Here is a 20,497-nt window from a genome sequence, read left to right as displayed (position 1 = left end):
TACGCCGTGCTCGCCAAACCAGCCAACGCCGGAGCCTTGCAATGAACCATCACCTCGCCCTGATCGCCGCCGCGGCCCTGCTTGCCGGGTCCGCCATGGCACAGGATGTGCCCGGCACGGCGCAATTGCCGCCGGCCGAGAAACCGCTGCCGCCGGCGCCGGACAAGACGCGGCGCGCGACGGTGTTGCTCGCGGACTATCGCTATGACGATCTGCTCTGGGAAAACGACAAGACCGCGCATCGCATCTATGGCCATGCGCTGGAAGCTGCCGAGCCGCCCTCGGGATCGGGCATCGATAGCTGGGGCAAGAACGTTGCCTGGCCCTTTACCGATCGCCAGCTCCGCTCGGGCGACCAGCACCAGTATCACGGCGAAGGCCTGGACTTCTACAATGTCGGAACCGGCCGCGGCGCCGGCGGGCTGGGCATCTGGCTGGACAACAAGCTCTGGACGTCGCGCAATTATCGCAGCTACCGGATCCTCAAGAACGGTCCCGATGTAGCCGATTTCGAGGTCGATTATGCACCCTGGCCGATCGATGTCACCCGGAAGGTCTGGGAGACTCGGCGCTTCACCTTGCCGCTCGGCACGCACTTCACGCGCATGGTTTCAACGCTGCGCTCGGACAAAGCGGGTGCGCTAGTCGTCGGCATCGGCATCGGCAAGCGCACCACCGGCGATGGCGGTGACCTCACCGTCGACCGCGCCAGGGGCCTGCTGTCGTGGTGGGGGCCGGACGACCCCCATCACGGCCGGATGATGATCGCGCTGCGTGTCGATCCGGCGACCATCGCAGAGATCAGGAACGACGCCGATAATTACCTCGTCTTGCTGAAGGCAACGCCCGGCAAGCCGTTCGTCTATTATTCCGGCTCGGCATGGAGCCTGGGCCAGGACGGCTTCCGGAACCGCGCCGACTGGGATCGGGCGGCCGCTGCCGAGCCGGTCGATTTCGCCGTGCCGAAGACGCGCTGAACCACTTCAAACACGGAATCCGGATCATGGAACGACGCACTTTCCTCGCCTCGGCCCTCGGCGCCGGTACGCTCGCTGCCGTGTCCGCGAAGCCCGCGGAGGCAGCGAGCCCATCGTCCGCCGCGCCCACAGACGGTGCCGCCGATCGCCGCTACATGCTCGATCTGCTGACCCGGATGGCCAGCCCTGTACTGGCGCCGATGTCGCAGGGTAAGCTCCAGTCGGTATTCAAGCCCGAGCTCAGCCCCACCTGGGACGGTCGCAACCCCAAGGTCGCCTATCTCGAATGCTTTGGCCGCCTGATCGCCGGCATCGCCCCGTGGCTCGCACTACCCGACGACGCGTCGCCCGAGGGCAAGCTGCGTGCGACGCTGCGCGAGCAGGCGGTGGCCAGCTATGCGCATTCGGTCGATCCTGGGAGCCCGGACTATCTATTGTGGCGCGAGGCGCCCCAGGCGCTGGTCGATTCCGCTTATTACACCAACGCCTTCATGCGGGCACCGCAGCTGTGGAAAGCGCTCGACGCGACCACGAAGAGGCGCGTGATCGAGGAGATCAAGGGCGTCCGCCGTTTCTCCCCGCCCTACACCAACTGGTTGCTCTTCGCCGCGATGAACGAAGCGTTCCTGCTATCGATCGGCGAGGATTGGGATCCAGTGCGTATCGATCTTGCGGTGCGCAAGATCAACGAATGGTATGTCGGCGACGGGTGGTATTCGGATGGGCCGCATTTCCATTTCGACCACTACGGATCCTATGTGATCCATCCGATGCTGGTCGAGATATTGGAGGTGCTCGTCGCCACCAGCGCCAAATTCAACAGCCTCGACGCCAAAGCCTTGCTGGATCAGGCGTACAAGCGCATGCGGCGGTATGGCGAGCATCTGGAGCGCCTGATAGCGCCCGATGGCAGCTACGCGCCGATCGGCCGTTCGCTCACCTATCGAACCGCGGTATTCCAGCCGCTTGGCTTGCTCGCCTGGCGCAAGGAGCTTCCCCCGTCACTCCCGGAAGGGCAAGTACGCGCCGCGACCATGGCCGCGCAGCGGGCAGTATTCGGGTTCTCATCCAACTTCGATGCCAAGGGCTATCTGACGATCGGCTTCACTGGCCACCAGCCGAAGCTCGGCGACTGGTATTCGAACGCCGGCAGCATGTACATCGCATCCGAAAGCCTGATTCCGCTCGGCCTGGTGGCGGGCGACAGCTACTGGGGCAGCCCCGCGTTAGGCTGGACGAGCAGGAAAGCGTTCGCCGGGCAGGACTTCCCCAAAGACTATTATGTCGACTTCTAACACGAACAGCGGACATTTAGCCGTCTGACTCCTCGGGCGAGAGGCTTCTATACCAGCGTATCGCCCAAGCTATTTAGCGATGATTACTCCGGGCATGGCCCAAGAAGATACGGCATTTCACAAACCTTGATTGCTCCGGACTAAAATGAGCCTCCGCTGAAACGGCCGACTGCGTTCGAGATGTTCAAGCCGCGCGGTAAACTGCGGCGTTAGGGCGCACAGTAGCCCCTACGATGGTGATGAACGAACGGCCCGAGAGACCTGTCGGCGCTCCAAAGCGGCCATTCCGCCGTCCACCAGAGTCACCCTAGAAGCAGCCGGTCCGCCCACAAACCAATCGTGCCTATCGTCGCGACGTAACAACCTCGGCTTCCTGGATCAGCTTGGGGACGACCGGATGGCCGAGAACGGGGAAGCGGTCCTACCCGTTCGATCCAATCCGCTTCTCGTCTACAAACCTCGAGAGGCTAGCGACCAGCACCAGCCGGCTAACCCCGATCTTGATCGTTTCGATTTCACCAGACGTGATCAGTTCATAGAGCTTCGAGCGGCCAATCCCGATCATCCGGCACGCTTCGGGAATACGTATGGCAATCGGTGCGACCGCAGGCCCTTTTGGATCGTTGCTCAATGCAGTTTCCTCAGCTTGGCCATAACCGGATCGTCCGATGGTCCGGCGTCCTTACCGGCAAGCCGCTCGGCCATCTCATCGATGAAAATTATGGAAGCTCTTCGATGCGGCCGCCTTCGCTGCCGCATCGGGCGCAGGTAGCGCCGCAGACACCAGCAGGTGATGTCGCAACAGACGCGCGAACGCTTCCCAGAAAATACCCTGTTTGCGGAGCAGCGCCTCGCTCTTCCGGTCGAGCGCGGTGAGCCGGACCGAGAGCGCTTCCAGATTCTCCCCGCCGTCGCGCTTGTTGAAGAATGCGTCGAGCGCCTCGACCAGGATATCCGACCTGGGCTTGCCGGTATTCCTCGCGCGTTGAGCCAGGCGTTTGCTGAGCTCCTCTGTCAGGAACAGCTGATGGCGGGTCTTGAACTTTTTCATCTGATCGATCTGCTCGCGTGTCGGACCGGCCTCAAGGGCCTGGAGGGGCCAGTGGCGACCCCTGTCCGACATTGTCGCGACCTGGCGCGACTGGGCTAGGGTGACAAAGCTACGCCGGGCCCTGTCATTCTACGATTTCGAGGCCATCACATGCCGATCGATGGGCCGTCACGGCCGCGCCCGAGCTCCCAGCTCATCGAGTCGCCATGCGCGATGCCAGTGATCTGCGGGCCGATGTACCGCTCCATCTCTGGTCTCCAGGGCACCAGCACAAACTCGCGGGATTGCTCGATCAGCGCGAACCGCTTCGACCCGGCCTCGACCGAGCGGCGGTAGACGCCGTCGACGCGCTCGTACTGCAGCGCTTCGCGACCCTCCATTCCCAGGTCCTGGCTGAGCTGTCCGACCAGATTGTTGATCGAGCCCCGGCTCAGCGCCTCGGCCATGCCGGGTCGTATCGTCAGCCGGCCGCTGTCGATGTCGGCGAGCTCGCGGTCCAGAAGCCATTGCTGGCGCTGGTATAGCGCACGGGCCGTGTCCTTGCCGAACCCGTGGTTGGCGAGGTCGAGCGGGCCCTTCGCCGCCAGTTCCTTGTCGAGCCAGGTTGGCGCTTCGAGGCTTGCCTGCTTCTCGACCGATGTCGTCGACATGACCGTGATCGCCATCGGCGACCGCCCTGCCCGACCGCGCTCATAGTCGGTCACACGATCGAGGTGATCGGGCGCAATCGTCCAGGTACCGTCGGCGCCCCGCTCGACCGCGCCGGTCGCGCGCCGGATCGCCTCCAGGCGACGGACATGCGCACGCGCGAAATCCTCGCTGGCGCCAGGGGCGTCGGCCATGTGGATAGCAATGCTGTAATGCCCGCCGTGCCTGCCGGCGATCTCATCGATCGTCCGGTCGGACTGCCGGGGCTCGACCGGGCGAGGATCGAGCCGAACCATGCTGCCGCGCGGCGTGGCCTGATCGTCCTGGCCGATCTCAACATAATAGGGCCGGCCATCGATGCCGTCGACGATAAGCCAGGACCGGTCATGATGCTCACCGGCCGAGCCGCGGGCGACGACCTGTCCGATCACGGGCTGACGATCGCGCGCCGGATCGTGGCATGCTCGGCTTGGCGAACGAGCCTGACGAACAAGACATTCGGCTTGGACTGGACGGCGTCCATCTCGAGGCCGGGGCGGCGCGTGTCGAAGGCTATGACCTGGTTCACGACATTCGCGAGACCGATACGGGCCTTGTCGTACGTCTCATGCCCGATGCTGCCCGGAAGGCAGGGATCGACCGGGACATCGAGATCGACCTCGAGAACAGGAGCTTTGACGGAATAACCCTCGGTGAGGCGGTCCGGAGGTTCACGGATCGTCTGCCGTCCTTGGACAGGCGAAAGAGCCGGCGCCCCGAGGACAATCCGGGATGATGCGTCGCTTGAGATTCTGGCGGCGGTAGCGGGGACACAGCGGCTGCGACGCTCCCGACCCCCGGCGCTGTAATCCGGCGTTCAGATTCGCGGCGATATTTTGCCCGCTCCCTTCAACTCAAAGGAGGATGATTCCATGAGGAAAATCACTGCCTTTCTGGCGGGCGCCGCGGCGCTTGCCGGTATCGGTTCGGCCGCCGTCGCGGCGAATGCCCATGAGCATGTGCTGAAGGTGGCGCTACCCGACGGCTCGGTCGAGCAGATCCGCTATAGTGGCGATGTTGCGCCCCGCTTCGTGGTCCTTCCCGCGCGCGCCGTTCCGATGGCACCGATTGCCCTGTTCGATGCCGCGCCCATCGCGATGTTCGACCAGATCGCAGCGGAGATGGACCGCCAGACCGACGCCATGCTGCAGCAGGCGGCGGCGATGGCAACGCGGCCCGCGACCGTCGACGGCAAGATCGATACCGCCGCCTTCGCGAAGATGCCGGCCGGCACCGTGCACTATTCCTTCGTCTCGACGAGCACGAGCGATGGCACGTGCAGCCGAAGCATCCAGGTGACGTCTTTCGGCCCGGGTCAGCAGCCAAAGACCGTGTCGCAAAGCGACGGCAACTGCGCCGATGGCGGCAAGATCGTCCCGGCTGCAAAGACCCCGGCTCCCGCCGCGCCGCAGGTTACGCCGGCCAGGCTCGATGTGCCGGGGGCCAGGCCCGTCCATAGCAGACCGACGATCTGATCCCAGGGCGGCCTGCGTTGCCGGCCGCCCCAGTGCCGGGCCGCCGAGCGGCGAAGGCCGCATGTTCGTCGGAGTTCCGTCGCAAGACGCGGTGCGCAGGCGACTGAATACCGGCTCAGCCGGAGCCCACCTGCCCCCAGTCGAGCCCAAAGCGCGCGAGATATTTGCGCAACCGATCCGCATCGTTGGACGAGGTTCGCCGTGCCCGCGAGGCCGCGAACAACGCCCGGCCTGCCTCGGACAACGAACGGCTGCGGCGGCAGGTTGCGATGACATGGACGAGCTGCACCCGGTCGAACGGGTCGAGTTCCGCCAGCGCGCCATCGTCGAGCAGCCGGTCGAGCCCGTCATCGTCAGCCGCGCTCTCCCCGGCCCATAGCCGGGTCAGCCGCGCGATCTCGCTTTCCACGCAGTCGCTGTCGATCCGCCCCTTGGGCGAGAAGGTCGCCATGCGTGTGACGCTCGCTGCGAGATCGCGGAAATTGCCTGCCCAGATCGCGTCGGGGCCGGTCGCGAACGTCAGATAGCGGTCGCGCGCTTCCTTGTTGAAGGTGACGCGGGTGCCTTCGCGTTCGGCGAAGCGGTCGAGTTCGTAGTCCAGATTGGGCTCGATATCCTCGCGGCGCTCGGCAAGGCCGGGCAGTGCGAAGGTCCACAGGTTGAGCCGGGCATAGAGATCGTCGCGGAATCGCCCTTCGGCCACCGCGCGGCCGAGGTCGCGGTTGGTGCCGGCGATGAGCTGGAAGTCGGACGAAACCTCCTTGTCGGCACCGACGGGGAGGAAGCGCTTGTCCTCGATCGCGCGCAGGATCATCGCCTGCTCGTCCAGGCCGAGCTCGCCGATCTCGTCGAGGAACAGCATGCCGGTATCGGCGGTGCGCAGCAGCCCCGGCCGGTCGGCAGCGGCGCCGGTAAAGGCGCCCTTCTTGTGCCCAAATAGGGCGGACATCGCGCTATCACCCTTTAGGGTTGCGCAGTTCACCTCGACGAACGGCCCCTGCACCTGGTGTTTGAGCTTCTTCAATTCATAGATGCGCCGGGCAAGCTGGCTCTTGCCTGCGCCCGTCGGCCCCATCAGCAGCACCGGCGCGCGGCTGCGCACTGCGACCTGTTCGATCTCGTCGATCAGGCGGTTGAAGGCAGCGTTCTTCGTGTCGATGCCGGATTTCAGGAAGCTCGTGCTCTCGGCGCTCGCCGCGGCGAAGCGGGTGGCGATGCTATCATAGCGCGAGAGATCTAGGTCGATGATGTTCCAGGTCCCGGGCGCGCCGGTCGGCATGCCGCGGACGGGCTGGGTCTGGAGCAGTCGGCCCGGAATGTAATGCGCCTCGGTCAGGAGGAACAGGCAGATCTGCGCGACGTGCGTGCCGGTGGTGATGTGGACGAGATAGTCCTGGGCCTCCGGGTCGAAGGCGAAGCTGCGCGTGAAATCGAGCAGCTTGCCGTACACTTCCTCGAAATCCCACGGATCGGCGAAGTTGATGACGTGGCGATCGACCGTCGTTTCGGGCGACACGCTGGCGATGTCCTCCGCGATATAGTCAGCCAAGCGCCCATGGGCATCGCCGTGCAGCATCACGAACCGATCGACGCGCAAATCCTCATGCATCGTCAGGCCGACCGAGGGCCGCCATTTACTCCAGCGCGAAGGTCCGAACTTGCTCGCGTCGAGCGTCGAACCAAGGAATCCAATAACGGTGAGCGGCTTCATGCTTATACGATAGGATAATATACTAGCTGCGTCGATAGAGAATGGCGTTTCGTAAATGGCGAGAATAGCGCTCCGAATGTTACAATAAGAAATAATCTCATTTAAAATCAGATCATTATGCGAAATCCACAACCCAACACCGAAACTGGCACGCCTACTGCTGTACCGATCACGTCACGGCGGTTCTCGAACATCCGGCGTGACGGCGCGGTGAGGGCGGCTGGAATAGGCCGGCCGCCCTGAACAGAAGGATGAAGACGATGGCCAACAAGGGACTTTTCGCTTCGGCGATCGCAAAACTGCTCCCGGCCACGAACATTGTGAACCGCGAGGGCGCGCCAGCTTATGCCCTTGGCGCGGAGGCGAAGCTCGCCCAGCTTGCGGCGACCGGCACCCTCAGCGACAGCTTCTATGCGACGGCGGAGACTCATCTCGCCGACGCGATCGCGGCGGCGAAGGCAGTCGATCCGATGTTTGTCGCCCGGTGTGCGGTCTATGCCCGCAAGACCGGCGTGATGAAGGACATGCCTGCCCTGCTCGCCACCTATCTGACGGTGGCCGATCCCGACCTTGCCGTGCGCGTCTTCGGGCGCGTGATCGACAATGGCCGGATGCTCCGCACGTTCGTGCAGATCATGCGGTCGGGCCAGGTCGGGCGGTCCTCGCTCGGCACCCGGCCGAAACGGCTCGTCAAGGGCTGGCTCGAGCAGGCGTCGATGCGCGACCTGATGGCGGCCGCGACGGGTAACGATCCGTCGCTCGCCGATATCGTCCGGATGGTTCACCCGAACCCGAAGGGCAAGACGCGGCGTGCCTTTTACGGCTGGCTGATCGGCAAGCCTTATGATGTCGCGGCGCTCCCGGTGGAGATCGCGGCGTTCGAGGACTGGAAGCGCGATCCCCAAGGACATTTGGCGGGGCCGCTGCCGCCGGTGCCGTTCCAGTGGCTCACCGCCTTTCCGCTGACCGCGGAGCAATGGGGTGCGCTGGCCGGCACGATGGGCTGGCACGCGCTGCGGATGAACCTGAATACCCTGGCGCGCAACGGTGCGTTCGCGGTGGACGGGGTCACCCAGGCGGTTGCCGCCCGGCTGTCCGATACGGAGGCGCTCAAGAAGGCGCGGGTCCTGCCCTATCAGTTGATGGTGGCGCTGGATTCGGCCGGGGCGGGCGTGCCGCTCAAGGTTCAGGCGGCGCTGGAGGAGGCGCTCGAGGCCTCGGTCTCGAATGTGCCGATCGTGTCCGGCAATGTGGTCGTCTGCCCCGACGTGTCGGGATCGATGGCCTCGCCGGCGACGGGCTATCGCAAGGGCGCCACGTCGAAGGTCTCGTGCAACCAGGTCGCGGCGCTCGTCGCGGCGGCGATGCTCCGGACCAACCGCCAGGCGCGTGTGCTCCCGTTCGAGCAGCGGGTGGTGAAGGTGACGCTCGATCCATACGCCCGCCTTGCCGTGAACACGGCGAAGCTGGCGGCGGTGGGCGGTGGCGGGACCAGCGTTTCGGCGCCCCTCGCCCAGCTCAACGCGGAACGGGCAGCGGTGGACCTGGTCGTGATCGTCTCGGACAACGAGTCCTGGGTGGACAACACCGGGGGCAAGTCGACCGCGACGATGCGCGAATGGGACAAGATCGTTCGGCGCAACCCGCGGGCGAAGCTCGTCTGCGTCGACATCCAGCCGCACGGCACGACGCAGGCGTCGGGCCGGCCGGAGATACTCAATGTCGGAGGTTTCTCCGACGCGGTGTTCGATACGATCGCGCGTTTCGCCAGTGGCGATACGCGGGATTGGGTGAGCATCGTCAACGCAACGGAGGTTTGAAGAACAGGTCGTGGCGAATGCTGGCGGGACTACATCCACCAAGGAAAGTCCGGAGAGTAAAGCGCCCGGAAGCCGGCAACGGCGGACGGGAGATGCGGGTTCAAATCCCGCCGCTGGAACGTAGCTTAAGGACGCCCAGAATGTCTCGCCGATCCTCGTCGCCACGGCCCATTTCTTGTTCCCCGGCGGAGGCCGGGGCCCAGTTGAGAGACAGGCGGAAACAGCCGAAACGCGTCTTCATCAGCGTCCCCCAACTGGGCCCCGGCCTTCGCCGGGGAGCAGAAAAAAGCAGAAAGAATAGTACATCACGGCGAATGCCGCGTGGGACTACATCCGTTCACGATGGCCCTCCCAAGGGGCCGTCCCACGCACTTCTCGTCGCCGTGAACCGATACAAGCTGGCGAATGCCGGTGGGACTACAGGTCAGAGCACCTGCCGCGAGGCAGGAGGTCGGCGGTTCAACTCCGCCTCCGGGCAACCGGATAGCTCAGGGAAATGTCTCACCAACCCTGGTCGCCAGCACCAGAACATACCGGCGAATGCCGGCGGGACTACATTGGTCATTGGAGGTTCGAACCCTCCCCGGAGCAATCCGGAGATGTCTCGCCAGATCCTCGTCGCCGGTAGCGAATTTGCAGCCGTGGCGAATGCCGCGCGGGACTACATTGGTAATGCGAATGTCGCCGGTTCGACTCCGGCCGGGTTTCGGCCCGTAGCTCAGCGGGAGAGCGTCGAAACGTCTCGCCACCTCCCTCGTCGCCACGGCCGCGACATGAAAGAAGAGCAACAGGAGGTCGCGATGACCGAAGCGAATTTCGAGTATAGCAAGGCCGAGGGCGCATTCCCGGTCAAGATGTGGACCCGCGGCGTGCCGGTCGACGACCAGGCGCGGGCGCAGCTTGCCCGCGCGGCGCAGATGCCGTTCATCTTTCGCCATGTGGCGGCGATGCCCGACGTGCATGTCGGCATAGGCGCGACGGTGGGCTCGGTGATCCCGACCAAGGGCGCGATCATCCCGGCGGCGGTTGGGGTCGACATCGGCTGCGGCATGATGGCGGCGCGGACCTCGCTCGTCGCGAGCGACCTTCCGGACAATCTGGAGGGTATGCGCGCGGCGATCGAACGCGCCGTGCCGGTCGGCCGGTCGGTCGGTCGCGGGAAGCGCGACACCGGTAGCTGGGGCGATCCGCCGCCGGCGATCGTCGAGGCCTGGGCAACGCTCGTCACCCGGTTCGACGCGATCACGGCGAAATATCCGCGGCTGAAGAACACGAACAACCTCGTGCATCTCGGCACGCTCGGTACCGGCAACCACTTCATCGAAGTCTGCCTCGATACCGAGCAGCGGGTATGGGTGATGCTCCATTCGGGCTCGCGCGGCGTGGGCAATGCGATCGGCAGCTTCTTCATCGAGCTGGCGAAGCAGGACATGCGCAAATGGTTCATCAACCTGCCCGACCAGGACCTCGCCTATTTCCCGGAAGGGACCGATCATTTCGACGATTATGTCGAGGCGGTCGGCTGGGCGCAGGACTATGCGGCGCTCAACCGGCGGATGATGATGACCAATGTGATCCGCGCGATCCGGACGGTCATCGCCAGGCCGTTCGATGCCGAGCTGGAAGCGGTCAACTGTCATCACAATTATGTGACGCGGGAGAACCATTTCGGAGAGAACGTGCTTGTCACCCGCAAGGGGGCGGTGCGCGCGGCGAAGGGCGTGCTGGGGATCATCCCGGGGTCGATGGGCGCGAAATCGTTCATCGTCCGCGGGCTGGGCAATCCTGAGTCGTTCGACAGCTGCTCGCATGGTGCGGGTCGGGTGATGTCCCGTACCCAGGCCAAGCGGGACGTGTCGCTCGCCGAGCATATCGCCGACACGGCAGGCGTCGCCTGCCGCAAGGATGAAGGCGTGATCGACGAGAGCCCGCGCGCATACAAGCCAATCGAGGCCGTTATGGCGGCGCAGGCCGACCTGGTCGAGATCGTCCATACGCTGAAGCAGGTGGTGTGCGTTAAGGGGTGACACGGCTGCGCGAGCAACCCGTGGGCATGCACCATCCACTCCGGTCACCCCGGACTTGTTCCGGGGTCCATGCCTCCTCTTGGCAAGTCTCTGACAATCTCGAACGCAGCGCTCGTGGAGAAATGGATGCCGGAACAGGTCCGGCATGACGAACTGGATGGAATGAGAAAATGATCATCATCGACGGATCGGAAGGCGAAGGCGGGGGGCAGATCGTGCGCAATGCGTGCGCGCTGTCGCTCGTCACCGGCCTGCCTTTCCGGATCACCAATGTGCGCGGCGGGCGGGAGAAGCCGGGGCTGATGCGCCAGCATGTCACCGCGATCGAGGCCGCCTGCAAGATCGGCGGCGGCGAATGCGAGGGTGTGGCCGTCGGATCGCGCGAGATGCTGTTCCGCCCGGGCAAGGTTTCCGCGGGCGACTATCATTTCGCGGTCGGCACCGCGGGGAGCACGGGGCTCGTCCTCCAGACGATCCTGATGCCGCTGCTGCTTGCGGACGGGCCGTCGCGGCTCGTGCTGGAGGGCGGCACGCATAACATGCTCGCGCCCCCGTTCGACTTCATCGACCGGGTGTTCCTGCCGATCGTCAACCGCATGGGGCCGCGCGTCTCGGCGCGGTTGGTGCGGCATGGTTTCTACCCGCGCGGCGGCGGGCGGATCGAGGTGGAGATCGCCCCGGCGCCGCTGGTGCCGGTCGAATGCGTCGAACGCGGTGCGATGCTCGACTGTTCGGCCACCGCGTTCTTCGCCGGTCTGCCCTTCGACGTCGCGGATCGCGAAATCCGTATGGCAAAGAAGCAGCTCGACTGGCCCGAGCGCGCCTTTTCGGTGCGCGAGCTGCCGGAGGAATATGGGCCCGGCAACATCCTGCTGATCGAGGCACGCTATGAGCATGTCACCGAGATCGTCAGCGGTTTCGGCAAGCTCGGCGTGCCGGCGGAACAGGTGGCGAAGCGTGCAGGCGGGCGAATGCAGGGCTATCTCGAATCGACGGCGTTCGCCGGCCCGTATCTCGCGGATCAGCTCCTGCTGCCTTTCGCCATTGCCGGTGGCGGGGTGTTCACCACGGTGAAGCCGAGCGAACACACGAAGACCGCGGCGGACGTCATCGCGTTGTTCCTGGATCGCCGGACGGTGTTTCAGCACGAGGCCGGCGGGATACACCGGGTGACGGTCGGATAGAGCTATCCGGCCGTCACATCGCTAACGCTGAAGCCGCGCGCGATGCGCTGCTCCTCACAGCGTTCGGCCCCCAGGCCGTTCGCGAGGGCGGCCAGGGCCGCATCGAGATCGTGACGACGGCCGCACAGGAAGATGTCAGCGGCCGCATAGTCGCGTTCGGGCCAAGTGTGGATCGAGATATGCGATTCGGCGAGCAGCGCCACGCCGGTCACCCCCTGCCCTGTGCCGAAGCCGTGCAGCCGAAGATCGAGCAGGGTCGCACCGCCTGCGGCCACGGCGTTCCGAAGGGCGGCCTCGACCCGATCCGCATCGTCGAGCCCGGTGCAGCCGAACAGATCGGCCAGGAGGTGCGTGCCGCTATAGTTCACACCTGCTCCTGATGTCTCGAAACGAGGACTGCTCCACGGCCGTCACCCCGGACTTGTTCCGGGGTCTATCGTTCCGCAAGAGCAGCATCTGCCTACCCTGCGGCAACATGGATGCCGGAACAAGTCCGGCATGACGGGAGCGGGAAAGCTCGCCGGACGACCTATTGGTGCCCATCATGCCAGTATCTCGTCATAGGGGATGCCGAGATGCGCCATCGCATCCTGCGCCGCCTTGGTGCCGCGATAATGCGCCTCCTCGAACAGGGAGAGGCCGCTCAGGTCGGAATGCGCGAAGAACAAGGGTGGGCGCGGTTTCGCCGCTTCCTCGCGCGCGCCGCTCCAGAAGAAGCCCGGCACCGGGCGAATCATCGCGTGGCCCCAGCGCCAGATATCGATGCGTGAGATCGCGCCCTCCAGATCGGGATTGGTCTGGAGCAGGTCGTCGCGGACCATGGCCTGCCAATAATCGAGCGGGCGATCGATCAACGCACGCCGCGCGTCGGCAGGCGGCATGTCGGACAGCGGCAGGTACCAACTCAGCACGGTCGGCCCCGGCACGGTGCCGAGCGACTGGTGGGTCGCGACGACATAGCCGAGCGACCGGCTGGTCCAGGACACATTGTCCCAGGCAAGTTCGAAGCCGTTGCCTGCCGGGGGACGATCGACCGTGACATTGGCGACGATCCATGGCGCATAGCCGAACGCACCAGCCGCCATCTCGCCCGCGGGAAGCAGCCGCCGCGTCACGAAATGCGGCGTGGCGAGGATTGCGCTGCGGGCATGGACACGCACCGACTCTTCCGCTGCGACATCGAAACAGTCGATCTCGACGCCCTCCGCCGCCTGCCGCACCCGGTGAACGATCCGTCCGCAATCGATCTGCGCCTTGAGCCGCGCCGCCATGCGCCCGACGAGATGCCCATTGCCCTCGGGCCAGGTCAGCACCGTGTCGCCCGAGGTGTTGGCCGCAACCCCGCGCCGGCCGGCGAAATAATGGATGCCTGCCCAGGCCGAGACCTGGTCCGGCTCGGTGCCGTAATCGTCGCGGCAGGCATAGCGGACATGCCCACGCAGGATCGGCGAATGCCAGCCCTTCCGGTCGAGCCAGGCGGTGAAGCTCAGCGTATCGAGCGCCAGCAGGTCCGTATCGCGCGCGCTGAACGCCATCGGCAGCGCGAAGGCCGGGCGGCCCTGCGCATCGCGGCGGTCGCGATAGGCGGCCACTGCCGTGAAAAAGGCGTCGAGGTCATGCCGGTCGGCGGGCGTCAGACCGATGGTCGGGACCAGCCCTTCCTGCCATTTGCCGAGGTTGAGCAGCCGTTCTTCGGGATCGGAGACGATCTGATACGGATCGAACACGGGCTTACCGCCTTCATAGCCCGTGACGACGCCGAGCCGTTCGAGCAGCCGCACCACCCCCTTCGCCTCGGCATTGGGGATCGGCAGGTAATGGGCGCCGAGCGGATAGGCGGATACCGCGTTGCGCCCAGACCTGGCATTGCCGCCGGTGCGGTCCTCCAGCTCGAGCAGGCGGAAATCGGTCATGCCCGCCTCCGCCAGAGCCCAGGCCGCCGACAGCCCGGCGACGCCGCCGCCAAGAACGGCGATTCCGGTCCGCACCTCCCGCGTCGGCGCCGGGAAGGTCGCGCCGTCGCGCAGGCGGTGCCCGCGGGTGAAATCGGCGCCGTCCAGCGTGCCTGGCACCGGTTTCTCACGCCCCTGCCACGCAATTGCCCCCGCGCCCGCCGCCGCAACGGCGACGGCAGACCCGGCGATCAAAGTGCGGCGGGATACGGCCATGCCGTCAGCCCTCGTACACGGCCCACTCGGCCTCGAACTCGCGGACCAATGCCTGGTTGTCGAGCCGATTCACCGGCACCGGCCGGCGCGCCATGTCGGGCGGGAAGGCGAAGGCGAGCGCGTCGGTCTGCGGCGTCAGGAAGCGAAGGCCCTGCGGCAATGGCCCAGGGCGGCCGATTGGCTCGTTCGAGGCCAGCACGAAACCCCATTCGCCGAAGCTGGGCACATAGACGTGATAACCGCGCGTCGTGAGGCCGGCCGCTTCCAGCGTGGTCGCGACCGTCCAGTAAGCGCGCGGCGCGACCAGCGGCGAGGTGCTCTGCACGCTGATCACCGCGCCCGGTGCCAGCGCCTTGGCCAGCTCGCGATAGAAGCTGACGGTGTAGAGCTTGCCGATCGCGAAATTGGTCGGATCGGGAAAATCGACCAGCACGACGTCGAAGCGCCGCCGGTTCTCGCGCAGCCAGCGGAAGGCGTCGGCGTTGATCACATCCACCTTGGGCGAGTGGAAGGCATTGTGGTTGAGCGCGGAAAGCATCGCGCTGTTACGGAACAGATTGGTCATCTCGGGATCGAGGTCGACCAGGGTGACCGAAGCGACGTCCGGATATTTCAGGATTTCGCGCACCGCGAGCCCGTCGCCGCCGCCGAGCACGAGCACATCGCGCGTGCTACGCGCCCGGCTCATCACCGGATGCACCAGCGCCTCGTGATAGCGGTATTCGTCGCGCGACGAGAATTGCAGATTGCCGTTGAGATAGAGCCGCAGGTCACCCGCGCGTTTGGTAATCACGACACGTTGATAGGGCGTCGAGGCGGCATAGAGGATCGGATCGCCATAAACGCCGACCTCGGCCGCCCGCTGGAGTTTCTCCGAGACGACGAAGCCGACCGCCAGCCCAATCGCAACCAGCAGTCCCACGACAAGCTCGGTCCGCAGCTTGCGCTTGCCCGGCAGCATCACGATCAGCGCGATGGCCACACCGACATTGGCGAGGCCGAACAGGAAACCCGTGCGCATCAGCCCGAGATGCGGGACGAGCAGCAGCGGAAACAGCACCGACGCCGCCAGCGCCCCGACATAGTCGAAGGTCAGCACCTTCGACACAAGATCGCCAAATTCGAGCCGGTCCTTCAGGATACGCATCAGCAGCGGGATTTCCAGCCCGACCAGCGCGCCGATCACCAGCACCAGGCCGTAAAGTGGGATGCGGAAATCGGCGACCCGGTCGAACAGCAGGAACAGCACCGCGGCGGACGCGCCGCCGATCGCCGCGATCAAGATCTCGACCCGGACGAACACCGCCAACTCGTCGCGCTTCACATAGCGCGAGCACCAGGAGCCGATGCCCATGGCGAACAGATAGGTGCCGATGACGATCGAGAATTGGGTGACGCTGTCGCCGAGCAGATAGCTCGCCAGCGTGCCGGCGAGCAGCTCGTAGATCAGCCCGCAGGTGGCGACGACGAAGGCGGAAACGAGGAGCGCCGCACCGAGGCGCGATGGCCGGGCAAGATCCCCGGCCGGGCCGTCATCCATGAATCGCCGCCGCGATGATCATCGCCAGCGCGATCGCCACCGCGCCCGCCAGGATCGCGATTGCGACATTGCCCTTGCAGACCTCGCCCCACAGATCGACCGGGGTAAGTCGGTCCCACAGCCAGAAGCCGGCGACGAAGATGACAAGGCCTATGCCTGCGTAAACGAGGGTGGCCAGCAGGACTGCGGTGGTGAGCATGGGATACCCTTCTCGCTATTTATGGGTGGGGCCATAGGCGGTGCGCACGAACCCGCGCGTGCCGCCCTGGGCGAAGGGAGAAAAGCCGTTCATCGTGGCATAGACGAAGCTGCCGACGACCAGCATGCAGAATGCGGCGTAGAGGATCGAGGATCTGCTCATTCGTCGTCATCTCCGTCGTCGTCATCCCCTTCGGCAACGGGTGCCATCCGGCGTTGCTCGAAGCCATAATGGCGGAAAAGCATGACGATCGGCCAGATCAGGATCAGGATCAGCCCGAGCAGGATGTTGCCACCGAAAATGCCACCGCGCGCCACGTCGATATCGACCGGGATGGTGCCGGTGTCGGTCGACGACATGCTTGAGAAGATGCCATTGTTGGTCGTGAAGGATGACCCGCCAGGCGACCAGCGATGCCCGCTCATCTCCACGACAAGGTCATAGGACCCCGGCGGGATGCTCGACAGCTTGATGGTGGGCGACGTGTCGCCTTCGCTCCAGGCGCCATCGCTGTCCCGGCCGCTATAATGTTCGGCGACCGTGGAGGCTTCGAAGCTTTCCTGGGTGCGCCGGTTGACCAGCGAATAGTCAATCTCAATCCAGCTATTGTCGAGCTGGCCTGCGCGCGCATCGATCCGGATCGCGGTGTTGCGGCCGGGCAGTTCGATGCCGCGGACGATCTGCGTGACTGGCGTGCCCCCGATCGTGACCGGGATCTGCGCACTCCCGGCCCGGGTCGATCCGCCGCCCATCATCGCGATCACCAACAGCGTGACCGCCGCGATCACGCCGATGATCAGCGTCTCGGCCATGCTTTCGCGATAGGGCGAGGGCTCATGCGGCGAGGGTGTACTGTATTCGCGCGGCCGGCGTTCGAGCCCGAACGCCTTTTCCGCCTCGCCCCAGTCGAGCATGACGAGCTGGGTCCAGGTCCGCTCGCTGTCATTCTCCTCGCAGGACAGCATCTTGCCCGGGCGGACATAGTCGCTGACCCGGACATGCTCCTCGACCGCGACGCGCCAGTAGAATTCGCCGACGACGAACTGCACCCAGGTGCCATAGCTGGTGCCGAAGCGCTTATAGCCTTCGCCCTCGAACGCCATTTCGCCCCAGCTGTAATCGGGCAGACGATCGAGCAGGAAACCGAGGCTGAAGCGCCGCCCGTCGTCGAGCAGGAAGCCGTACCCCTGATAGGGGTTGAACAGCAGATATTCGGCCCAGCCGCTCTCGCCGTCGCTCCGTTCCAGATAGCCGAGCACTTCCCAGGTCGTCCCACGCAGCATCGCGCGCGTACCGAGCGGGATCAGCGGGCGGTGCATCGCCTCGTTCGCCTGGGCGATGATCCGCAGATCGGGATCGGTCGCGTCGAGCGTGGTACCGCAATGTTCGCAGACCAGGCTGACGGTATAGCCGGCGGCCCGCAGCGATATCGTGCCGCCGCAATTGGTGCAGGAAAGCGCCCGGACGGTCGACGGCGAATCGCTCACGCGGCGAACCGCGGCATCGGCCAGCCCTCGAACGCGCGCAATCCGGTCGCTTTCATCTCGGCCAGGGAGAGATAGCGACCGGCATAGACCAGCACCTCGCCGCGCTCCTTCTGGATGCTGGCGCACCGACCGTCAGCGGCCATCAGGTCGATGCTCTTCATCGTCAGATCGGCGGGCGTGCTGAACGGCAGTTCCCCGTCTCCGCCGGCACAGGTCGCTTCCTTCACATCGGTGACGCGATATTTCACCCCGTCGATGACCGCTTCGGTTCCGAGAAGGACTTCCTGATCATCGCGCAAGCTGCGCACCACTGCGGTGCGCATGCCGTTATGGTCGATCTCGCGCGTGAGCATGTAGCGCCCCATCGCCTCGCCGATCCACGCCGTGGAGCCGTCATCGAACAGCGCGAGCCATTCGTTCCAGCCGCCATCGGTCCAGCGCCAGCGCACCCGGCCGATCAGTTCGAAGCCCTTCCCGTCGTCCACGCCGCGCACGCCGATCTGCAACGGGCTGACATCCTCCGGCACCTCCGCGATCTTGCCCACCGCCTGCAGCAGGTCGCCAGTGCGGATCAGCGAGCTGCGGCAATAGTCGCAGACCTTCACCGGCAGGTCGGCCGAGCGGAAGCGCACGGCCGCGCCGCAATTGGGACAGTTCGCGTCGAGCACGAAGGATCAGCCGATCTTGGCCAGCAGCGCCGTCTTCTTCGCGTCGAACTCTTCCTGGGTGATCGCGCCGGCGGTCATCAGGCGGTGGAGCTTCTCGATCTGCTGATAGGGGTCCTCGCCCGGCTGCGCCGCCGCGGCCTGGCCGAAGCCGCCCGCCATGCTCTGGCCGATCGCCATGCCGGCGGCCGCGCCCGCGCCGATCCCGGCGATGCCGCCCGACTGGGCAGCCGCGGTATCGATCGCCTCCGCGGTCTGGAACCGAACATAACGGTCGACGTCGCCGACCACCCGCATTGAGCTCGCCTTGTCGAGATGCTCCTGCACCGCTTCCGGCAGCGACAGGCTTTCGACGAAGAAGCTGCAGCATTTCAAGCCCCAGGCCTCGAACGCCGGCTCGACCGCGGCGAGCAGCCGCTGCGACATCGCCGCCTGATCGGCGGCCAGATCGACGAACGCAGTCGCGCCGCCGCCGAGCGCGGTGGCGAGGGCCGTGGTGATCGCGCCGCGCAGCTGCGGCTCGATATCGGCGACGGTCAGGATCTCGAGCGTGCCGAGCAGCTTGGCGGCGAACACCGGCACATTCTCGACCCGGAAGGAATAGCTGCCGAAGGCGCGGATACGCAGCGGCCCGAATTCCTTGTCGCGCACCGTGATCGGCTGCGCGGTGCCCCATTTCAACCCGGCCTGCTCGCGCGAGGTGAAGAAGAAGATGTCGGACTTGAAGGGCGAGGCGAAACCCTTGTCCCAATTCCGCAGCGCCGTCAGCAGCGGCATGTTCCCGGTGTCGAGCGTGTGAAGCCCGGGCAGGAACACGTCTGCGATCTGACCTTCGTTATAGAAGAACGCCTTCTGCCCCTCGCGCACGGTGAGCTGCGCGCCGGTCTGGATCTCGCGATCCTGCATCGGATAGCGGATGGCGAGCACACCCGGCTCGTCCACCCAATCGATCACATCGACGAACTGCTTCGACAGAAAATCCAATATACCCATGGTCCAACTCCCTTGGCGCCAATCTAGAGCCTTTCGTCGGGGAGGTGAAAGGCAAAAAGGACCGGAGCCGGGATGGTGGGCCGGGTGGATGGAATTGCGTGTCCCGACCTCCAACATTCGACAACTCGGGACGGCACCCGGAAACCCGTCGCCCGGGAAACCTCAATCGCAAGCAGGTTTCGGAATCTCCGCGCCCGGCCTCGTTGATATGTCAGGCCGCCTCGCCCCTGGCGCGCGATGAGCCTTGCCCATCGGCAAGTCGCCGGCCATCCCGATTGCCGCCTGTGCGCTGGATCAGACGGGCGCCTTGCAGCCTGAGCGATCAACCCAGAACCGCTTCGCCTGATGATCGTAGATCACCCGAAGCCCCTGCAGTCCGTTGATGCCGAAGATCATGGCCGGCTTGTTCTCCAGGCCCCAGCTTTTGAAGACGGCCAGATCAGCGACGCGCACCGTCAAACCTTTGATCGTACGGCCGGCGAAGGTCACTGCCTCGACCTTGCCTTCGCGGGTTTCTGTCGCGCGTGACGCCACCCCATAAAGCGTTTCACCGGGTCCGAAGTCGGAGCCAGTCACATCGAGGCCCGCCGATCGGGCGAATAGCCCGTTTATCTGCGTCCCGCGGGAACCCGTGTCGAGGATCGCCGTCCCCGTGGCACCGTTGATGGTGACGGGGAAGGTGAGTTGCGTTCCTTCAAGAACCGATCCGCCCTCGACCATCACGGCCCTGGACGAAACCAGCTTACGCATGGACACCGGCTTTGGGGTGAGCGTTACCGTGCGGCACGGATAGTCGAACGTCGCGATCGCGCCATCCATGAGATCGTTGCCGGTCACGCCCGCGGTGATCTCGGCATCCTTACGATCGGGAAGTCCCATGACCTCGACATTGCGAATGGTCCGGCCGTCCACGCCAAGACTGTCGACACGATAGGTCGCCATCACTGCGGCACCGGTCATACCCGTCACGCTGATCGCCTTGCCGGCGGCAAGCCCCTGTTGCCTGGCGAACCAGTCATAGACGCCGGAGTCGTCCGCCCCGGTGTCGAGGATAAAGGGAACGGTGCCCTTCCCATTGACGAAGGCGGGGACGACCAGATGGCCGTTCCCGGCCGGGGTCAGCGGAACGGATGATCCGGCAGGGGTGCTGAGCAGCACGCATGAGGCCGCAATCGCCGAAATCGGACGCATAATTTTCTCCATCATCGAGGGTGAGAG

Annotated in this window: 20 protein-coding genes; 7 read left to right on the top strand and 13 right to left on the bottom strand. The window is 65.2% G+C overall.

Translation table 11 applies throughout. The annotated features are described in order from the left end of the window. Nucleotides 1–41 precede the first annotated feature (41 nt). Together AC1DT7_RS13940 and AC1DT7_RS13935 are read left to right on the top strand one after the other, a co-directional pair. Nucleotides 42–977 carry a DUF4861 family protein gene (locus tag AC1DT7_RS13940; RefSeq protein ID WP_478036639.1) on the top strand — a complete coding sequence of 312 codons (936 nt, stop codon included), beginning with the start codon at nucleotides 42–44 and terminating at the stop codon, nucleotides 975–977. Between the two features lie 26 nt (nucleotides 978–1,003). Beyond that, entirely contained in the window at nucleotides 1,004–2,272 is a 1,269-nt protein-coding gene (locus AC1DT7_RS13935; RefSeq protein WP_478036638.1) for a DUF2264 domain-containing protein, read from the top strand. A 421-nt stretch (nucleotides 2,273–2,693) separates the two neighbouring features. Here AC1DT7_RS13935 and AC1DT7_RS13930 read toward each other — a convergent pair whose 3' ends face one another. The 3 genes from AC1DT7_RS13930 to AC1DT7_RS13920 all read right to left on the bottom strand — a co-directional run bounded on the left by AC1DT7_RS13930 (nucleotide 2,694) and on the right by AC1DT7_RS13920 (nucleotide 4,402). Beyond that, on the bottom strand, nucleotides 2,694–2,903 hold the full coding sequence (locus AC1DT7_RS13930) for a helix-turn-helix domain-containing protein (protein ID WP_478036636.1): 210 nt from the start codon (nucleotides 2,901–2,903) through the stop codon (nucleotides 2,694–2,696). Nucleotides 2,904–2,978: 75 nt separating this feature from the next. Beyond that, entirely contained in the window at nucleotides 2,979–3,323 is a 345-nt protein-coding gene (locus AC1DT7_RS13925; RefSeq protein ID WP_478036635.1) for a hypothetical protein, read from the bottom strand. Nucleotides 3,324–3,469: 146 nt separating this feature from the next. Continuing rightward, on the bottom strand, nucleotides 3,470–4,402 hold the full coding sequence (locus tag AC1DT7_RS13920; RefSeq protein ID WP_478036633.1) for a DUF3363 domain-containing protein: 933 nt from the start codon (nucleotides 4,400–4,402) through the stop codon (nucleotides 3,470–3,472). Nucleotides 4,403–4,431: 29 nt separating this feature from the next. Here AC1DT7_RS13920 and AC1DT7_RS13915 point away from each other — a divergent pair, with 29 nt between their 5' ends. Further along, nucleotides 4,432–4,746 carry a hypothetical protein gene (locus AC1DT7_RS13915; protein WP_478036632.1) on the top strand — a complete coding sequence of 105 codons (315 nt, stop codon included), beginning with the start codon at nucleotides 4,432–4,434 and terminating at the stop codon, nucleotides 4,744–4,746. 136 nt (nucleotides 4,747–4,882) lie between these two features. Next, nucleotides 4,883–5,485: a hypothetical protein gene (locus tag AC1DT7_RS13910; RefSeq protein ID WP_478036630.1), complete on the top strand. Its 603-nt coding sequence runs from the start codon at nucleotides 4,883–4,885 to the stop codon at nucleotides 5,483–5,485. A 115-nt stretch (nucleotides 5,486–5,600) separates the two neighbouring features. Here AC1DT7_RS13910 and rtcR read toward each other — a convergent pair whose 3' ends face one another. Further along, nucleotides 5,601–7,196 carry an RNA repair transcriptional activator RtcR gene (gene rtcR, locus AC1DT7_RS13905; protein WP_478036629.1) on the bottom strand — a complete coding sequence of 532 codons (1,596 nt, stop codon included), beginning with the start codon at nucleotides 7,194–7,196 and terminating at the stop codon, nucleotides 5,601–5,603. Between the two features lie 260 nt (nucleotides 7,197–7,456). Here rtcR and AC1DT7_RS13900 point away from each other — a divergent pair, with 260 nt between their 5' ends. The 3 genes from AC1DT7_RS13900 to rtcA all read left to right on the top strand — a co-directional run bounded on the left by AC1DT7_RS13900 (nucleotide 7,457) and on the right by rtcA (nucleotide 12,227). Then, nucleotides 7,457–9,016, top strand: a complete 1,560-nt coding sequence (locus tag AC1DT7_RS13900; RefSeq protein ID WP_478036628.1) for a vWA domain-containing protein — start codon at nucleotides 7,457–7,459, stop codon at nucleotides 9,014–9,016. An 800-nt stretch (nucleotides 9,017–9,816) separates the two neighbouring features. Next, complete coding sequence (locus AC1DT7_RS13895; protein WP_478036626.1) at nucleotides 9,817–11,043, top strand: RtcB family protein; 1,227 nt, start codon at nucleotides 9,817–9,819, stop codon at nucleotides 11,041–11,043. Nucleotides 11,044–11,213: 170 nt separating this feature from the next. Next, complete coding sequence (gene rtcA, locus AC1DT7_RS13890) at nucleotides 11,214–12,227, top strand: RNA 3'-terminal phosphate cyclase (RefSeq protein WP_478036625.1); 1,014 nt, start codon at nucleotides 11,214–11,216, stop codon at nucleotides 12,225–12,227. Between the two features lie 2 nt (nucleotides 12,228–12,229). Here rtcA and speD read toward each other — a convergent pair whose 3' ends face one another. From speD to AC1DT7_RS13845, 9 genes are all read right to left on the bottom strand, one after another. Next, nucleotides 12,230–12,595 (bottom strand): adenosylmethionine decarboxylase, encoded by a 366-nt coding sequence (gene speD / locus AC1DT7_RS13885; RefSeq protein ID WP_478036624.1) that lies wholly within the window; start codon nucleotides 12,593–12,595, stop codon nucleotides 12,230–12,232. 174 nt (nucleotides 12,596–12,769) lie between these two features. Then, on the bottom strand, nucleotides 12,770–14,395 hold the full coding sequence (locus AC1DT7_RS13880; RefSeq protein ID WP_478036623.1) for a flavin monoamine oxidase family protein: 1,626 nt from the start codon (nucleotides 14,393–14,395) through the stop codon (nucleotides 12,770–12,772). 4 nt (nucleotides 14,396–14,399) lie between these two features. Further along, on the bottom strand, nucleotides 14,400–15,935 hold the full coding sequence (locus AC1DT7_RS13875) for a polyamine aminopropyltransferase (RefSeq protein ID WP_478036621.1): 1,536 nt from the start codon (nucleotides 15,933–15,935) through the stop codon (nucleotides 14,400–14,402). Continuing rightward, nucleotides 15,928–16,134, bottom strand: coding sequence for a DUF350 domain-containing protein (locus tag AC1DT7_RS13870; RefSeq protein ID WP_478036620.1), 207 nt, complete (start codon nucleotides 16,132–16,134; stop codon nucleotides 15,928–15,930). Before AC1DT7_RS13870 ends, AC1DT7_RS13875 begins: the two co-directional genes overlap by 8 nt. Nucleotides 16,135–16,149: 15 nt before the next feature. Then, nucleotides 16,150–16,296, bottom strand: a complete 147-nt coding sequence (locus AC1DT7_RS13865; protein WP_478036619.1) for a hypothetical protein — start codon at nucleotides 16,294–16,296, stop codon at nucleotides 16,150–16,152. Further along, on the bottom strand, nucleotides 16,293–17,621 hold the full coding sequence (locus AC1DT7_RS13860; protein ID WP_478036617.1) for a DUF4178 domain-containing protein: 1,329 nt from the start codon (nucleotides 17,619–17,621) through the stop codon (nucleotides 16,293–16,295). The genes AC1DT7_RS13865 and AC1DT7_RS13860 overlap by 4 nt, the downstream gene beginning before the upstream one ends. Then, nucleotides 17,618–18,289, bottom strand: a complete 672-nt coding sequence (locus AC1DT7_RS13855) for a DUF4178 domain-containing protein (RefSeq protein WP_478036616.1) — start codon at nucleotides 18,287–18,289, stop codon at nucleotides 17,618–17,620. Before AC1DT7_RS13855 ends, AC1DT7_RS13860 begins: the two co-directional genes overlap by 4 nt. Nucleotides 18,290–18,295: 6 nt before the next feature. Then, nucleotides 18,296–19,279 (bottom strand): SPFH domain-containing protein, encoded by a 984-nt coding sequence (locus AC1DT7_RS13850; RefSeq protein ID WP_478036615.1) that lies wholly within the window; start codon nucleotides 19,277–19,279, stop codon nucleotides 18,296–18,298. Nucleotides 19,280–19,573: 294 nt separating this feature from the next. Continuing rightward, nucleotides 19,574–20,470: an aspartyl protease family protein gene (locus AC1DT7_RS13845; protein WP_478036614.1), complete on the bottom strand. Its 897-nt coding sequence runs from the start codon at nucleotides 20,468–20,470 to the stop codon at nucleotides 19,574–19,576. Nucleotides 20,471–20,497 lie beyond the last annotated feature (27 nt).

It is taken from the genome of Sphingomonas sp. P3_C6 (genome assembly GCF_056402595.1).
This window is presented reverse-complemented; position numbering and strand designations above follow the sequence as displayed.

Excerpts from the sequence above, each read along its gene's own strand:
- AC1DT7_RS13940 (WP_478036639.1), top strand. The coding sequence starts at position 42 with ATGAACCATCACCTCGCCCTGATCGCCGCCGCGGCCCTGCTTGCCGGG.
- AC1DT7_RS13935 (WP_478036638.1), top strand. The coding sequence starts at position 1,004 with ATGGAACGACGCACTTTCCTCGCCTCGGCCCTCGGCGCCGGTACGCTC.
- AC1DT7_RS13925 (WP_478036635.1), bottom strand. The coding sequence starts at position 3,323 with ATGAAAAAGTTCAAGACCCGCCATCAGCTGTTCCTGACAGAGGAGCTC.
- AC1DT7_RS13915 (WP_478036632.1), top strand. The coding sequence starts at position 4,432 with ATGCTCGGCTTGGCGAACGAGCCTGACGAACAAGACATTCGGCTTGGA.
- AC1DT7_RS13910 (WP_478036630.1), top strand. The coding sequence starts at position 4,883 with ATGAGGAAAATCACTGCCTTTCTGGCGGGCGCCGCGGCGCTTGCCGGT.
- rtcR (WP_478036629.1), bottom strand. The coding sequence starts at position 7,196 with ATGAAGCCGCTCACCGTTATTGGATTCCTTGGTTCGACGCTCGACGCG.
- AC1DT7_RS13900 (WP_478036628.1), top strand. The coding sequence starts at position 7,457 with ATGGCCAACAAGGGACTTTTCGCTTCGGCGATCGCAAAACTGCTCCCG.
- AC1DT7_RS13895 (WP_478036626.1), top strand. The coding sequence starts at position 9,817 with ATGACCGAAGCGAATTTCGAGTATAGCAAGGCCGAGGGCGCATTCCCG.
- rtcA (WP_478036625.1), top strand. The coding sequence starts at position 11,214 with ATGATCATCATCGACGGATCGGAAGGCGAAGGCGGGGGGCAGATCGTG.
- AC1DT7_RS13880 (WP_478036623.1), bottom strand. The coding sequence starts at position 14,395 with ATGGCCGTATCCCGCCGCACTTTGATCGCCGGGTCTGCCGTCGCCGTT.
- AC1DT7_RS13875 (WP_478036621.1), bottom strand. The coding sequence starts at position 15,935 with ATGGATGACGGCCCGGCCGGGGATCTTGCCCGGCCATCGCGCCTCGGT.
- AC1DT7_RS13870 (WP_478036620.1), bottom strand. The coding sequence starts at position 16,134 with ATGCTCACCACCGCAGTCCTGCTGGCCACCCTCGTTTACGCAGGCATA.
- AC1DT7_RS13865 (WP_478036619.1), bottom strand. The coding sequence starts at position 16,296 with ATGAGCAGATCCTCGATCCTCTACGCCGCATTCTGCATGCTGGTCGTC.
- AC1DT7_RS13850 (WP_478036615.1), bottom strand. The coding sequence starts at position 19,279 with ATGGGTATATTGGATTTTCTGTCGAAGCAGTTCGTCGATGTGATCGAT.
- AC1DT7_RS13845 (WP_478036614.1), bottom strand. The coding sequence starts at position 20,470 with ATGCGTCCGATTTCGGCGATTGCGGCCTCATGCGTGCTGCTCAGCACC.